This window comes from Citricoccus parietis, from assembly GCF_042433045.1.
Taxonomy (GTDB): Bacteria; Actinomycetota; Actinomycetes; order Actinomycetales; family Micrococcaceae; genus Citricoccus; species Citricoccus parietis.
In genome coordinates, this window is the sequence record NZ_JBHLWH010000039.1 from 69838 (window position 1) to 85722 (window position 15885).

General features: G+C 70.4%; 12 protein-coding genes. All 12 read right to left on the bottom strand.

What is annotated here, in order from left to right; genetic code table 11:
• Positions 1–4 precede the first annotated feature (4 nt).
• Positions 5–1651, bottom strand: a complete 1647-nt coding sequence (locus ACFFIO_RS13420; protein WP_378042532.1) for an ABC transporter ATP-binding protein — start codon at positions 1649–1651, stop codon at positions 5–7.
• A 28-nt stretch (positions 1652–1679) separates the two neighbouring features.
• Complete coding sequence (locus tag ACFFIO_RS13425; protein WP_378042534.1) at positions 1680–2540, bottom strand: ABC transporter permease; 861 nt, start codon at positions 2538–2540, stop codon at positions 1680–1682.
• Complete coding sequence (locus ACFFIO_RS13430) at positions 2530–3618, bottom strand: ABC transporter permease (protein WP_378042536.1); 1089 nt, start codon at positions 3616–3618, stop codon at positions 2530–2532. Before ACFFIO_RS13430 ends, ACFFIO_RS13425 begins: the two co-directional genes overlap by 11 nt.
• Before the next feature lie 7 nt (positions 3619–3625).
• On the bottom strand, positions 3626–5191 hold the full coding sequence (locus tag ACFFIO_RS13435; RefSeq protein WP_378042537.1) for an ABC transporter substrate-binding protein: 1566 nt from the start codon (positions 5189–5191) through the stop codon (positions 3626–3628).
• 48 nt (positions 5192–5239) lie between these two features.
• Positions 5240–5938 carry an urea ABC transporter ATP-binding subunit UrtE gene (urtE, locus tag ACFFIO_RS13440; protein ID WP_378042539.1) on the bottom strand — a complete coding sequence of 233 codons (699 nt, stop codon included), beginning with the start codon at positions 5936–5938 and terminating at the stop codon, positions 5240–5242.
• The gene (urtD, locus tag ACFFIO_RS13445; RefSeq protein WP_378042541.1) at positions 5935–6771 is read right to left on the bottom strand and encodes an urea ABC transporter ATP-binding protein UrtD; all 837 of its coding nucleotides are present in this window, start codon (positions 6769–6771) and stop codon (positions 5935–5937) included. The genes urtE and urtD overlap by 4 nt, the downstream gene beginning before the upstream one ends.
• The gene (urtC, locus tag ACFFIO_RS13450; protein ID WP_378042543.1) at positions 6768–7988 is read right to left on the bottom strand and encodes an urea ABC transporter permease subunit UrtC; all 1221 of its coding nucleotides are present in this window, start codon (positions 7986–7988) and stop codon (positions 6768–6770) included. Before urtC ends, urtD begins: the two co-directional genes overlap by 4 nt.
• Entirely contained in the window at positions 7985–8869 is an 885-nt protein-coding gene (gene urtB / locus ACFFIO_RS13455) for an urea ABC transporter permease subunit UrtB (RefSeq protein ID WP_378042545.1), read from the bottom strand. The genes urtC and urtB overlap by 4 nt, the downstream gene beginning before the upstream one ends.
• 57 nt (positions 8870–8926) lie before the next feature.
• On the bottom strand, positions 8927–10258 hold the full coding sequence (urtA, locus tag ACFFIO_RS13460; protein WP_378042547.1) for an urea ABC transporter substrate-binding protein: 1332 nt from the start codon (positions 10256–10258) through the stop codon (positions 8927–8929).
• Between the two features lie 205 nt (positions 10259–10463).
• Entirely contained in the window at positions 10464–11672 is a 1209-nt protein-coding gene (locus ACFFIO_RS13465) for a nitronate monooxygenase (RefSeq protein ID WP_378042549.1), read from the bottom strand.
• Complete coding sequence (locus ACFFIO_RS13470) at positions 11669–12091, bottom strand: hypothetical protein (RefSeq protein ID WP_378042551.1); 423 nt, start codon at positions 12089–12091, stop codon at positions 11669–11671. The genes ACFFIO_RS13465 and ACFFIO_RS13470 overlap by 4 nt, the downstream gene beginning before the upstream one ends.
• 168 nt (positions 12092–12259) lie before the next feature.
• A complete protein-coding gene (locus tag ACFFIO_RS13475) occupies positions 12260–15745 on the bottom strand; it encodes an HAD-IA family hydrolase (protein ID WP_378042553.1) in 3486 nt (1161 codons plus the stop codon).
• Between the last annotated feature and the right edge of the window lie 140 nt (positions 15746–15885).

Here is a 15885-nt window from a genome sequence, read left to right on the forward strand (position 1 = left end):
CAGGCTAGGCAGGCGGCGTTTCGGGAGTGTTTCCGTGGGGCGGCCGGATGGTTTCGTCGTCCCGGCAGGTCCCCCGAAGCCAAGGGAATACCCCGTTGTCGTCCCGGTCGACCTCACGGAGGACGGCTCCCTCGGGACCCGGGTGAAGTCGAAGGACGCGATCGCAGGCCGACCCCAGACGACCGAGGTCGTGTCCGATGAGCAGCACGCCCGCACCTGCCTCTGCGGTGTCGCGGAACCGGCCCAGCAGCGTCTCGGCGCAGTCCTCGTCCACCATCGAGAACGGTTCGTCCGCGATGATGGCCTGGGGCTCCAGGGCAAGGGTCCGGGCCACGCAGAAGCGCTGGAGCTGGCCACCGGAGACCTCGTGGGGCCGCCGGTCAAGCAGGACGGGATCGAGCCCCAGCGAGTGCACCAGTTCCGCCACGTCCACCGGGATGCCGGCCAGCCGGGCCGGGAGCGCCACGATGTCGCGGAGCCGCGCCCGGGGGTCCATGGCCTGGCGGGGATGCTGGGAGATCCATCCGACCAGCCGGCGGGTGGCGGGGGAGAGGTCCAGCCCGGCCCCGGACAGGGCTCGGCCCTGGAGCTCGAGATGGCCGCGGTAGGGGGCCTCCAAGAGGGCCAGCACGGCGGCCAGTGAGGACTTCCCGACGCCGGATGGTCCCGTCAGCCCGACCAGCTCGCCCGAGCTGATCTCCAGGTCCGTCGGGGCCAGCAGGTCCCGTTCCCGGTGGCGCACGGTGGCACCGCGAGCGGCCACCACCACCGGCCCGTCGGCCGGAGTCCTGGCCCGGACCCTGGCGGGGCGGATCGAGGGCAGCACCCCCTCCGGGGTGCCCGTGGACATGGCGCGGCCATCGGACAACCGGGTCACGCGATGGGCCCACCGGCGGGCCCACCCGGAGTCGTGGGTCACCACCAGCACGGTGTGCCCGGACCGCGCATAGTGGGCCAGCATTCCGCCGACGAGATCGGCGGACTCCCGGTCGAGGCCGGTGGTGGGTTCGTCGGCCATCAGGACGGGCGGGTGATTCACCATGGCCGCCAGCAGGTTCAACCGGCCCAGCTGGCCGCCGGAGAACTGGTGGGGGTAGTTCCCCAGGATGGCCGGATCGATTCCCGCCGCCGTGGCCAGCTCCTCCAGCTGCCGGGCCGGGTCGGCCAGTCGGTGCGGGTGGGCGAAGCCTAAGGACGGACCGGAGCGGCGGGGCTGGTGCTGCGCCTGGCCGAGCTGGGTCCGCAACGTCAGTGTGGGTGAGAAGGCGCCGCCGGCAGCCTGCGGGGCACAGCCGATCCACCGGCCGGCCAGTCGGCGGCGCGCCCGCGCCGGGGTGCGGACCAGGTCGGCCATTGCACCACCGGGTACCCCGGGGCCCGAGAGCCGTGCCTCGCCGTCGACGGCGGCCCCGGCGGGCAGGCTGCCGGTCAGCGCCGATACGAGGGTGGACTTCCCGGCCCCGCTGGGGCCGAAGAGGACGTGTAGCTCCCCCGGGACGGCGTCGAGGTCGATGCCGTCGAGGACCACCGTTCCACCCAGGGCGACGGTGAGCCCGCGGACGGTGATGCCCGCAGACTCGTGCTCGTGCCGGTGTTCGTGCCGGTGTCCAGTCCCGGGCCCGTATCGAGGTCCTGCCGACGGGCCGGACACGGGTACCGGACTGCGGCGGCCACGGAGCTCACGCATGGCTGACCCGGGACCGGAACAGTCCGGCCAGGCTGACGGTGGTGAGGACCAGGAGGCCGGCTGGAACGGCGAGCGACCACCACGAGCCCGAGAGCAGCGACTCCTGCCCGAACTGGAGCAGGGAACCCAGAGACGGGAGGTGGGGTGGCATTCCGAGACCGAGGAACGTCAGTGTGGACTCATGCCAGACCGCATGCGGGACCAGCAGGCCCGAGGCCACCCCCAAGTGACCCAGCACCCGCGGAAGTCCGACGTGCCGAATCAGCTGGGCCCGGGTGAAGCCCTGTGAGACGGCGGCCCGGAATTGGTCTTGCTGGCGCAGGGACAGGATCTCGGAGCGCACCATCCGCGCGGTCTGGGTCCAGTGCGTGAGCATGACGACCATGACGATCGCCAGGAGCGAGCCCCGGAAGAACGAGGCCACCACGATCCCCAGCAGCAGGTGCGGCACCGCGTTCAGGGCATCCACGCCGCGCAGGCACCAGCGGCCGACACCGCCGCCGATCACGGCACACGAGGCACCGACCACCGTCCCGATGACCACGGCCCCTGCGGCCCCGGCCAGGGCCGCCAGCAGAGACACCCGCAGCCCCGCGGCAGACCGGAGGAACAGATCCCGTCCGGCGACATCGGTGCCGAACGGGTGTGCGGCCGAGGGGCCCTGGGCCCCGGTCTGATAGTCGACCAGATTCGGGTCGACTGGAAACACCATCGGGACGGCCACGGCATAGACGACGAGGACGCACAGGACCACGGCGCAGGTGACGCGGCCGGATCGGGAGGGGCCCCTCCGGGCCCCTGGCGGGGAGGCATCCGTCCGGCGACGCCGGGCCAGGGAGACGTCAGAGTCCACGGGGATCCACCCTCGGGTCGAGGCCCACCAGCGCGAGATCGGCCACCAGCCCGCCCAGGAGCGAGAGCGCCGTCAGCAGGACACCGGTGGCGGCCAGCAGAGCCAGGTCCCCGGCCAGGGCCGCGTCGACAAGGGATTGGCCGAGCCCCGGCCAGGACAGGACCAGCTCCACCAGGGCGGCGCCGGCCACTATCTCCGGCAGGCGGGTCCCCGCGATGGCCAGCACCGGAACCGATGCGGCGGGCAGCACATGCCGGAGCAGGATCGTGGTCTCGGACAGCCCCCGGACCCGGGCGGCCGCCACCGCCGGGCCCTGCAGCTGGCCGGCCAGCGATTCCTGCAGATGCAGGGTCATCCAGGGCAGTTGGGACACGGCCACGGCGAGGGTCGGCAACACCATATGGACAGCAACCTGGGCCACGCCGATGTCCGCTCCGGCATCGGTCAGTCCGCCCGCCGGAAGCCACCCCAACCCGAGGGCGAAGACCGCCATCAGTCCCAGGGTCACCAGGAAGGACGGCACGGCGGAAACAGTCCACAATCCCGACGCCACGATCCGGGACACCGGATGGCCAGGCCGACGGGCGATGCCGAGGGCGACCGCGACGCTGACCACCGCCGCCACCACCAGGCCGAAGGCCATGATGAGGACGGTCCACGGAAGCCGGGAGGCGACCACCTCGGCCACCGGGGCACGGTAGACCGTGGACCAGCCGGGGTCGCCGGCCAACGCCGAACCGGCCCACCCGAACCAAGACTGCAGCCAGTTCCCGGAGACCAGAAGTCCGGTGACGTTGACCCGCGAGTCCCCCGAGGCGAACTCCTCGTTCGCCCCGAGGAACCCCGACGTGGCGTCTGCCGGTGAGAGCGCGGCCAGGGCGAAGATGCCGAGGGAGACAACCACCAGCATCGGGACCGTCCAGGCCAACCGCCGCGCCACGAGCCACGCGGCCCGCGCGGTTCGTCCCCCGGACTCCGCGCGCCCCGTTCGCACCCTGTGCCCTGCGCAGTCTCGGCGGGGGCCGATCCGCGGGGACGGCGAGGCAGCCGCCCGCTCGGGAGCCGACGTCGTGCTCATGGCCGCCTCATCGCCGGCTCCAGGACCCGACGTTCCACCAGGGCCCCCAGGCCACGCCGTGCTCGTGGGGCTCCATCACGGGGGCGAGGCCGGCCCAGTCGTCCAGTCCCTGGGCCACGTAGGTGTGGTCCAGGGACATGAGGACCACCAGGGGCGGGTTCTCCACGAGCCTGTCCTGCAGATCCCGATAGAGTGTGGCCCGGGCCTCCGGATCGCCCTCCTCTCGGGCCTCCGCCAGCAGCCGGTCGACCTCGTCGTCGGCGTAGCCGGAAGGGTTCGAGTAGGCGTCATCCGGGTCGTGTCCGGCGAACTCGGAGGCGACTTGGCGGTAGACCTGGGCATCGGGATCGTACGGCAGATCACCGCCGCCGAGGACGAAGGCGTTCTCGTCCATGGAGGCTGCGGCCTGGGGCCGGTCCACGCCCTCCAGGGTGACCCTAATGCCCACCGCGGACAGGTCCGAGGCGAAGGCCTGGGCCAGGTCCCGGCGGAGGGTGTCCTCGGCGAAGTACATCAGGTTGAAGGCGAACTCCCGGCCGTCCTTCTCCCGCACGCCGCCCGCATTGAGCGTCCATCCCGCGCCGTCCAGCATGCGGGCGGCACGGCCGGGGTCAAAGGCGAACTGCGCCGCGGGTTCGTAGGCGTCACCCTGCGCTGGGGTCAGAGGTGTGGCGAGTGATTGGCCGTGGCCGTGGAGGATGCCATCGATCATCCCCTGCCGGTCCGTGGCCAGGTTGACGGCGATCCGGACATCCGGGTCCCGGAAGAAGGGCAGGGTCTGGGGCAGGGAGATGCCCCGGAAGTCGGCTGACGGGTTTGAAACCAGTTCCAGGCCGTCGGCCCCGTCGAGGGTCTCCGCCAGCCGGGGGGAGAGCTGGGCCCCGTCGAACTCCCCGCTACGCAGCCGCTGGGCACGGGCGTTCTCGTCGGGGACGAAGGCGATGTCGAGACGATCGACCTCGGGCTCACCGCCCCACCAGCCTTCACGGGCCGTCAAGGACAGCGATGCGCCACGCCGCCACTCGTCCAGCACGTATGGCCCTGTGCCCACAGGTTCTGCGGTCAACGGGGAATTGAGGACTGACCCGCCCAGGGACTCGGATGCGGGGATCCCCAGGGTCAGCCGCGCGGGGAGCCCGGCATAGGGATGGGCCAGCTCGAACTCGACCGTGTCCTCGCCTACGGCCGTCACGGACTCGATCATGCCGTAGTCGGCCGCCATCCAGGAGCCCGTCCCCGGGTCTCGTACGGATTCATAGGACGCGACGACGTCCTCAGCCGTGAAGGCGGATCCGTCCGAGAACGTGACGTCCTGACGCAACCGGACCGTCCAGGTCGTCAGGTCGTCGTCGGGTTCCGGCATGTCCTCTGCGAGGCCGGGTACCAGGGTTCCGTGGTCCCCGACGTTCACCAGGCCGTCATAGAGCTTGGTCGTGATGCCGAGCGGGTGGTCGAGAGGATGGAGGCTCGAGTACTCGGCCGACTCGGCGAGGCGCAGGCCGGTGGCCCGGTCCGCAGTCGGTGCCGCCGCGCCCGGTGCGCACGAGGTCAGGGCCAAGGTCACTGTGATCACCAGGGCGTTCCTCGGCACATGGCGGTGGTCCGGTCTGGACATCCGTGCCTAGAGCGTCAGGGCCGCGCGGACATCGGCCTGGGCCTCGGCCCCGCCGGTGCCCTGCTGGATGACCCGGCCGGCCGCGAGGACGGTGTAGGTCTGGGCCACGCTGACCGCGAATCCGACGTGCTGCTCGACCAGCAGGATGCTCATGCCGTCGGCGGCCAGGGACTCGATGGCCCGCTCGATCTCCAGCACCACGGAGGGCTGGATGCCCTCGGTCGGCTCGTCGAGGACGAGCAGCCGGGGCGCCGTGATGAGTGCCCGGGCAATGGCCAGCTGTTGCCGCTGGCCGCCCGAAAGCAGACCCGCCTGGCGGTCCAGGACAGCCTGCAGAGCGGGGAAGCGGTCCAGCGCCTCCTGGACGGCCCGGCGGCGGCGAGACCGGGGCTGGCCGTCCGCGACCACCTGGAGGTTCTCCAGGGTGGAGAGCTGCTCGAAGGAACGCTGGCCCTGGGGGACGTAGGCGAGCCCCTCGTGGACCCTGCGGTGGGGTGCCAGCCTGCCGATGTCCTTGCCGTCCAGGCGGATGGTCCCGGAGGTCGGGCGCAGGAGCCCGACGACGGCGCGGAGCAGGGTGGTCTTGCCAGCCCCGTTGTGGCCCAGGACGGCGGTGATCCCGCGCTCGGCACAGTTCAGGCTGACGTCCCGCAGGACCGTGGTCCGGTCATAGCCGGCGGTCAGGGTGTCGATCTCCAGCATCATGGCGCGGTGTCCCCCTCGGCGCTGCCGTGGTCCACATCCGGGACGCTACCCAGGTACACCTCCTGGACCCGGGGATCGGCGGTGACCTCCTCCACCGACCCTGCGGACAGGACCTTGCCCTGGTGCAACACCGTCACCCCGGAGGCGAACTGGCGCATGAAGTCCATGTCATGTTCCACCACGATCACGGTGCGGCCGTCCTTGAGGCGGTGGAGAAGGCGTCCCGTGGCCTCCCGTTCGTCGTGGCTCATGCCGGCCACCGGCTCGTCCAGCAACAGCACTTCCGCCCGCTGCACCAGGAGCATGGCGATCTCCGCCCACTGCTTCTGCCCGTGCGAGAGGGTCCCGGCGGGGCGGTTGATGACATGGCCGAGCCCCGTGGTCTCCAGGGCCTCGTCGATGGCCGGGTCGATCCGCCGCCTGGCACCGAGCAAGGCCCAGCGGGACCGGTGCATCCCTGCCGCTATGTCCAGGTTCTGCAGGACGGTGAGGTTCTCGAACAGCGTCGCGGTTTGGAAGGTTCGGCCGATGCCCTGGCGGGCCAGCCGCCGCACGGGGACCCCGAGGACCTCCCGGCCGTTCAGCCGGACGGAGCCGGTGGCCCTGGCCAGACCCGTGATGGCGTCCACGCACGTGGTCTTGCCGGCGCCGTTGGGCCCGATGAGGAAGTGGACCGCGCCGGAGGTGAAGTCGAGGTCGACTCCGTCCACGGCGGTGAAGGCTCCGAAGCGTACCTGCAGGTCCCGGACCACCAGTCCGGCCCACCCGGTGTGCTCCGGCGGGCGGGCCGGATTCGCGGCGGCCGGCTGGGTACCGATGTCAACCACACTCATGCGTGGGCTCCCTTCGAGATGGTGTTCGGGATGGTCTTCGGTTGGTCGGCTGCGGACTCGTCGCCTCCGGCCCGGCGCCGGCGGAACCGCTGGCCGAGGGAGGCCACCCCTCCGGGCAGCAGGACGATGACCAGGATGAGCAGCAGGCCCTGGAGATAGCTCCAGCCCGAGGGGAAGGCCTGTGCGAGGGAGGACTCGGCCCAGGCCACCACGAGGGCGCCGAGGACGGGGCCGAAGAGCGAGCTGCGCCCGCCGACCGCGACGCCGATCACGAAGGCGATGGATGGGGCGACCCCGATGGAGGTGGGGGAGATGATGCCGACGATCGGTACGAAGAGGGCCCCGCCGATGCTCGCCATCACGGCGGCAACCATGTAGGCGATGGTCTTGACGAAGGCCGGGTCGTAACCGAGGAAGCGCACGCGTTCCTCGCCGTCCCGGGTAGCCACCAGCAGTTCGCCGAACCGGCTGCGCATGAGCCAGTACGCGACGGCCAGCATCGCCACGAGGACGCCACAAGCCAGCAGGTAGACGAACCGTTGGTTGAGCGGGTCGGCCAGGGACAGGCCCATGAACGACTGGAAGCCGCTGAGCCCGTTGGAACCACCCAGGGTGTCCTGTTGTCCGATCAACAAAACGGCCACGGCGGCCACGAGGGCCTGGTTGAGGATGGCGAAGTAGGCGCCCTTGACCTTGCGCTTGAACAGGGACAGGCCGAGTAGCCCGGCCACGAGCGCCGGCAGGGCCACGATGGCCACGAGGGTTGTACCCCCGCTGCTGAAGGGGATCCAGAACCAGGGCAACTCGCTGCGGCCGGACAGCACCATGAAGGAGGGCAGGGTGTCTGGTCCGTTGAGGGCGGCATCGGACAGCAGCATGTGCATCGCCATGATGTAGGCGCCGATGCCGAAGAACGCGCCCTGGCCCATGGTGAGCATGCCACCGCGCCCCCAGGCCAGGCCGATGCCCACCGCCACGATCGCCAGGCTCACAAACCGACCGATCTGATTGACCTGGAAGGGGCCGAAGACCATCGGCACGATCACCATCAGGGCTACGGCCAGCGCGGTGATGCCCCCGTAGGCGATGCGGCGCCGGGGCACCCCCGGCACGGGGCCTGCTGGCCGTCCGAGGCTCGGACCGACGGCGGTTCCACCAGCGGTCTCGTGAGCCGTGCCCGTCGTGTCCTCGGTGCGTTCTGTGCTGGTGAAGCTCATGCCAGGCTCCTTGTCTTGACGGTGAACAGCCCTTGGGGCCGGGCCTGGAGGAACGCCACCACGATGACCAGGACGAAGAACTTGGCCAGGCTGGCGGTGGTCGAGTACTCGATGACGGCCTGGAGCACGCCGAGCGTGAAGGCGGCGATCACGGCGCCCTTGATCTTGCCGATGCCTCCAGCCACCACCACGAGGAAGGCATCCACGATGTAGCTGGTGCCGATGGTGGGCCCGGTGGAGCCGATCAGTGTGATGGCCACGCCTGCAATCCCGGCCAGCCCCGAGCCGAGGAAGAACGTCATCCGGTCCATGCGCCGGGTGGAGATGCCGCTGGTCTCGGCCAGGTCGCGGTTGAGCACCGTGGCCCGGATCCGCCGGCCGGACGGGGACCGGGCCATGAACACCGCCAGGGCGCCGACCACGAGGAGGGACAGCACCAGGATGAAGAGCCGTGAGTAGGGCACCACGGCACCGAACACCTGCACGTTGCCCTGGAGCCAGGCGGGGACCGCGACGTCCACCGCCTGGGCGCCGAAGACGTCCCGGGCCACCTGCTGCAGGACCAGTCCCACGCCGAACGTGGCCAGAAGGGTGTCCAGGGGACGGTGGTAGAGGTGCCGGATCAAGAACTGCTCGATCAACAGTCCGAGCAGGCCGGCCACCACGAAGGCCGCCGGAATGGCGACCAGCAGGGACAGCCCCGCATCCACCAGGACGCGCTGGACCACGAAGGTGGTGTAGGCGCCAATCATGATGAACTCGCCGTGAGCCATGTTGATGACGCCCATCTGGCCGAAGGTGAGCGAGAGTCCCAGGGCGACCAGCAGCAGCACCGAGCCTATGCTGATGCCGGCCACCAGTTGTGAGATGAGGATGTCCATGTGTTTCCCGTCCGTCAGGGTCCGGCGGTGGCCGGCGTCGAGCTGGGTTCGGCAGGCCTATTCGGTGTCCAAGGAGGCGCTGATGGAGGCAGCCCAGTCGTAGCCCTCCAGGAACGGGTCCGGCTCGATGGCCTCGTCCGTCTCCCAGACGATGTCGATCAGGCCCTCGCCGTTGACCTGCCCGATGCGAGGGGTCTTCACCAGGTGCTGGTTCTCGGGGTTGTACGCGGCGATGCCCTCGGGTGCGTCGAAGGACACCGCTCCGGCGGCGGCCCGGACGTCGTCTGTGGCGAAGGAATCGGCCTCCTCGACCATGGCCTTCCACAGGTACAGGCTCGTGTAGGCAGCCTCCATCGGATCCGAGGTCACGCGGTCAGAGCCCTCGGCCGCCTTGAACCGCTCCACGAAGGACTCGTTCTCCGGGGTCTCCAGGGTCTGGTAGTAGTTCCAGGCCGTGAACTGGCCCTCCACGTTGCCTGCGCCGATGCCCTCGATCTCCTCCTCGGCGATGGACACTGACATCACCGGCATGGCATCCGGGTCCAGGCCGACGCTGTTGTACTGGCGGAAGAAGGCCACGTTGGAGTCGCCGTTCAGGGTGTTGAAGACGGCGTCAGCACCGGAGGACTGCACGCGGTTGACGATCGTGGTGAAGTCGGTGGAACCCAGCGGCGTGTAGTCCTCGCCGAGGATCTCCAGGTCGTTCTCCTCGGCATAGGCCTTGATGATGGTGTTCGCGGTGCGGGGGAAGACGTAGTCGCTGCCCACCAGGTACAGGGAGGTGGCACCTTGTTCCTCCACGAGGTAGTCCAGGGCCGGGATGATCTGCTGGTTGGTGGTAGCCCCGGAGTAGAAGATGTTCTGGGAGGATTCCATGCCCTCGTACTGCACGGGGTAGAACAGCAGGGAGTCGTTGGCCTCGAAGACGGGCAGCATGGCCTTGCGGGACGCGGAGGTCCAGCCGCCGAAGACGGCGGCCACGCATTCCTGCTGGATCAGGCGCTCGGAGCGTTCGGCGAAGATGCTCGGTTCGGAGGCGCCGTCCTCCGAGACGATCTCGATCTGCTTGCCGAGGACGCCGCCGTCCTCGTTGATCTCCTCGGCCGCGAGTGACAGTGACTCGAAGACGGTGGTCTCACTGATGGCCATGGTGCCGGAGAGTGAGTTGATGAAACCGACCTTGATGTTGTCCCCGCTGGTGTCCACGCAGCTGGTGCCGCTGCCGCCGCTGGCGGATTCCGCACCGCCTGCCGCCGTCTCGCCCGCCCTGGCGCCACAGGCCGAGACGGCCAGCGCCAGGACGGCCAGCATGGCCGGGACGGCAGCCATGCGCCGCCGGGATCGGCGGCGGTCGCGGGGCGCGGGTGATGCGGAAGACGGCAGACTCATGGGGACTCCTCGAGTGATGATGATGCGCTCGTTGTGACGTGCCGGACTGCCATTCTTGGTGTGACAGTCCGGCCCCTCGGTGCGCAATCAACGCTATGGAAGCCGCGTTTCCCCGTTGTTTCCGGTTCGTAGTGAAGGCGTTAAGCCCACGTCAGGTGCCCCCGCAATGTGGGAGGGCCTGCTCTTGGTGTGTGCCGATCGCCCGCTAGGGGGTGAGGTCCCCCAGGATCTCTGCGGCCGGGGCCGTGCGAGTCCGGGCGGCCCCGACGCCGGCCCACAGGCTCACAGCCTCCGCGTCACCGGCTGCGGTGGCCGCCGCCCGCAGGGGCTGGGTCAGGACGTTGACCTCCGGATACGCGGCCGGGGCGTCGGCGTGGTCGCGCATGAACCGGTTCTCGAGGCCCCGCGCCCAACGCCCGGAGAAGGCGCGGGTCAGCGCGGTGCGGGCGGAGCCGTCGTCGTGGGTGAAGCGGGTGCCGGCGGCGGCCTGCTCCAGGGCAGCGCGCTGCAGGGCGGAGGTGCCCGCCTCCTCGGCCCGCAGGAACGCGGTGCCGCACTGGGCGGCGGTGGCACCGGCGGACAGCACGGCACGCACTCCGGCGGCGTCCATGATCCCGCCGGCGGCGAAGAGCGGAACCTCGGGCCCGACGCCGGCGCGCACCCCGGCGAGCAGCTCGGCCAGGGCGGTGGTGCCGGGGGCGGCCTGGGGATCGTGGACGGAGCGGTGTCCGCCGGATTCAGGTCCCTGGACGCTGAGCACGTCGGCGCCGTGGGCCAGGGCGGCGGTGGCCTCCTCGACGGTGGTCACGGTGACGCCGAGGGTGCAGCGGGCGGCGTGCAGGCGGTCGAAGACCTCGGGTGCGGGCAGGCCGAAGGTGAAGGTGACGAGGGGCCAGGCGCCGGCCTCAGCGGCCTCGAGTTTGGCGTCCCAGCCGTCCATCGCGTCCGGGTCCACGGCCGGGCGCTGGTTGGACGGGGCGTCGGTGCCGGGCAGGTCCACACTGAGGGCTGCCGCCTCGGCGAGAAGCGCGGAACGGTAGGCGGCCACTTCGGCCGCGCGCCGGCGTCGTGCCTCGGAACCGGGTGACTTGCGGGCGGCCGGGATGGCGGTGTTGGCCGGCTCAGGAACGAAGAGGTTCACGCCGATGGTCATGTCCGTGGCCTGGCGGGCCGCATCGACGTCCGCGACGAACTGGTCCACCGGACGCATGCCGCCGGCCAGGAAGCCCAGACCGCCGGCGGCCGAGACCGCTGCGGCGAGCTGCCAGGTGGAGGGCCCGCCGGCCATCGGCGCGGCGACCACGGGCACCGCGGGAGGGGTGAACTGCGGGGTGGTGTGCGGGCTGGTGTCAGGCGCGTCCTGCGCGGCGAACGGAGAGCCGGTGAGCGGGGCGCCGGGTGAATCAGTGCTCATGGGTGGATTCTGGCACGGACCGCGAGCACCTGCGTGATGCCAGCCGTGGCGAGCCCCGAGACCAGCATCGCGGCCAGGACGATCTCCTGGCCGGCGTCCGTGAACTGGGTGAGGAACGTGCCCACGGCGATCATGGCGAGCAGCATGCCCAGCAGGGCCGGGCCGCGACCGGTGGACTCGGTGCGGGCGGGGCGCGTCTCGGCGATCGGGTCGGTGATGTCCGCGGCGTAGCCGGAGGCGGAGATGACGTGGTGGACGGGCTCGGAGTCGGCCATTCCGTCCGAGGCCGGGATGGTGATGACACGGAGGTCCTCGGCGGGGATTTCGGTGTGGGTGGCGTCAGAGTGGGTGGCGGTGGACGAGGCGTTGGCGGCGGTGGAGATGGAGGCGGAGGTGGAGGTCAGGGTCGGCGTGCTCATGTTCTCCAGAGTGCCCGCCGGGACCGGTGCCGCAGAAGACACCGGAGGGTGAACCTGTGGCCCGCGGTGTACAACCAGGGGATGACTCCGACCCCGTCATTTTCCGTCGAGTTGGGGTGGGTATTTCGCCGAAACACCCACCCCAACTCGACGGAAAACGCAGGCGGGTCAGAGGATGCCGAGCCGGTTGGCGTCGGGGGAGACGCACGCCATGGGGTCCACGGAGGCGGTCAGGGACGGGTGGCGGTTCAGCAGCGGCACGGTCCACTTCTCGCCCGGATGCATGGTCTTGTCCCGCCCTTCCACGTTGAGGTGGATGGGGTGGGCGGAGCCGTCGAGCAACTCCAGGGTGATGCAGTACTGGGTGATGCGCACGCTCAACGGCTGGCGGCGGAACCGGATGGTGAATTGCAGGCCCGGCAGTTCCACGGGGAGCAGGGGGTGCAGCCACAGGGTGTCCGCACGGGTCTCCACGCCGGCGTAACAGCGGATGATCATGTCCACGGTGCCGGCCATGGCCCCCAGGTGGATGCCCTCACGGGTGGTGCCGCCCTGGGTGTCGGACAGGTCCGCCTCGAGGGCCTCCTGGAAGAGCTCCCAGGAGCTGGAGCGGTCCGTGCGGGCCGCGACCCAGCCGTGGACCAGGCGGGACAGGGTGGATCCGTGGGAGGTGCGGGCCAGGTAGTAGTCCACGGTGGCCGCGAAGTCCTCCGAGGTGAAGTGGTACCCCATCCGGTTGAGGATGCCCTGGAGCTCCTCGGAGGAGAACAGGTAGGTGAGCATCAGCACGTCCGCCTGCTTGGAGAGCTTGTAGCGGTTCGTGGTGTCACCCTCCGCCTGCAGGATGAGGTCGAGCCGCCCGATGTTGCCGTACTTCGCCCGGTAGGCGTCCCAGTCGAACTCCAGCAGCTCCTCGTAGCCGTCGAACTGGCTCATGACGCCGCCGTCCTGGAACGGCACCCGCAGCCGCAGGCTGAGGTCCGCCCAGTGGTCCAGCTCGTCCTCGAAGACGTCCAGCCATTCGGTCAGCGGGTCGTCCAGTCCGTCCAGCCAGTGCACCAGCCGCACGGTCTCGGAGAGCACCCAGGACAGCAGCACGTTGGTGTAGGCGTTGTTCCGCATGCCGGAGCCGGGGGCCTCCGGGTAGCCGTCGTGGTACTCGTCCGGACCCATCACGCCGTGCAGCTCGTACCGGCCGCGCTCGGGGTTGTAGTGGGTCATGGACACGAAGAACCGGCAGATCTCCACGAGCATCTCGGCGCCGTAATCCGAGACGAAGGTCTGGTCATGCGTGGCCTCCACGTAACGCAGCACGGAGTACGCCACGGCCAGGGAGACGTGCCGCTGGCGGTGCGAGTTGTCCGGCATCCACTGCTGGGAGCGTTCGTTCCACAGCTCGGTGGGGGTCTCCTCGCGACCGTCGGACCCGGACTGCCAGGGGAACATGGCGCCCTGGTATCCCTCGGCCCGGGCGTTGGCCCGAGCCTCGCCGAGCCGGCGGTAGCGGTACATCAGCAGGCCCCGGGTCAGTTCCGGCCGGCGCAGTGTCAGCATGGGATAGATGAAGATCTCATCCCAGAAGATGTGCCCGCGGTAGCCCTCGCCGTGCAGGCCACGGGCGCCCAGGCCGGCGTCGAGGTCCCGGCGGGAGCCGAAGCTGGTCTGCAGCACGTGGAAGGTGTGCAGGTTCAGGGCCAGCTGGTGACGCTGATTCGCTCCCTTGCGGACCAGGGCCTCGGTGGCGTCGAGCCGGGTGGCCGGGGGGAGCAGGTGGCCGTGCTGCTCAGGGGCCTGGTCCAGCTTCACGGCGAACCGGGACCAGTTGATGCCCCACATCTCCTCGTGATAGGTCAGCAGCTGGCGGAAGGAGCCGGTCCGCTCGATGCGCTTGGCCGCGTTGTGCCAGACCGAGGAGATGGCGTGATCGTGGGTGTTGGCCGCTGCCGCGATCTTGTCGAACATCACCGGCACGCCCTCGGCAAGCTCAATCCCGATGTCATGGCCGATCACCATGGGACCCAGTTCCACGGGGGTGCGGACCGGTTCGGGTGCATCGGCGGGGGACTGGAAGCGGGTCCGGGCGGCCGTGGCCACGTGCAACCGGGACTGGCTGGTCACGGTCTCCAGCAGGACGGTCTCCCCGTCGATCTCCCGAGCCTGGACCGGCTCCCAGTGGTCCGAGGCGAGCTCGCGGTCATCGGCCACGTTCTGGTTGGACACGCGGCCGTCGATCATGGACCGCACCGTGGCCGTGCCGGTCCAGTCCTCGGCCTCCACCGTCAGTTCCATGGCGGCCAGGTGGTGGCCGGCGAAGGACTGGAACTGGCGGGTGCTGACCCGGGTGGTGCGGCCACGCTCGTCCCGGAACCGCATGGTGCGGCTCAGCAGGCCCCGGCGCAGGTCCAGCTCCTGGCGGTACGAGACCAGGTTCGGGTTGCCCGGCACCAGCTCCTCGCCGTTGTCCAGGGTGACCAGCACGAAGGTCCAGTCCGGGGCGTTGACCATATGCTCGGTCTCCACCGTCTTGCCCTGGACCGTGGACGTCAGCCGGTTGAGGACGCCGGCCACGTACGTCCCGGGGTAGTGGGTGGGGCCGGCGGTGGTGCCGGGGACGGAGCCGCGCGTGCCCCAGTAGCCGTTGGCCAGGGTGCAGAGGGCCTCCCGGGTGCCCTCTTCCGCCGGGTCGAACTCGTCATAGGCCAGCACCCAGTTCGGGTCGAAGGGCCGGGTGGTGCGCTGCTCCAGGTGCAGCATGGTGATGTCCTCCACCACCACGTCCGCGCCGGCGTTCTTGAGCCGGTCCGGGTCCCGCGCCCGGTCCACGCCGACCACCAGGCCGAAGCCGCCGTCGTGCGCCGCCTGCACGCCGGAGGCCGCGTCCTCGAGGACGATCGCATCCACCGGTTCCACGCCCAGCTGCTGGGCGGCCAGCCGGAACATCGCCGGATCGGGTTTGCCGGGCAGGCCCCGTTCCAGGGCGGTGTTGCCGTCCACCACCACGTCGAAGAGCTTGTCCACGTGTCCGGCTCCCAGCACCGCCGCGGAGTTGCGGGAGGAGGTGACGAGGGCGGTGGGTACGGAATCGTGCCGCAGCTGCGTCAGCAGGGCGAGGGCCTCCGGGAAGACCGCGACGCCCTCGCGCGCCAGGACCACCTCGAAGAACCCCTGCTTGCGGGCCGCCAGGGCCTGCACGGTCAGTGCGCCGTCAGCGCCGACGTCGGCCCCCTCCGCGGCCGGCGCGCTCGCCATCCCCACGGCGGGCTCCGGACCCGCAGCAGCCTCCAGACCCACGGGAGCCTCCGGCCCCGACGATTCAGTGAGCACGTCCGGGGCTTCCGGCACCCTCAGGCCGCGGGAGGCGAAGAAGGCCCGGACACCGTCCTCACGGGGCCGGCCGTCCACGAACTGCAGGTAGTCCGTGACGTGGTCGAAGGGGCGCAGCGCTCGCGGGTCCGCGGTCACCGTGGCCAGGTTGTGGGGCAGGGTGCCGACCGCCGCGATCGAGGCGTCGAAGAGCTCCTTCCACGCCCGGGCGTGCACGCCGGCGGTGTCCGTGACCACCCCGTCCATGTCAAAGATGACCGCCCGGAAATGGCGGAGGGTGTGGCGGCGGGCGGGGCCCGTCAGCTGGACGGGACGAGTCAGTGGATGCATGAAGCCTTCCTGTTCCTCGGGCGGTTACCTCGGGACGTCGCGGTCAGTCCCCTGCATGGACCCGGCCACAGGTCTTGGGACCAGCCTAACGAGGGGGACGTGGAGTGGATCAACCCGGGGCCACTCGGGCACGGCGATCG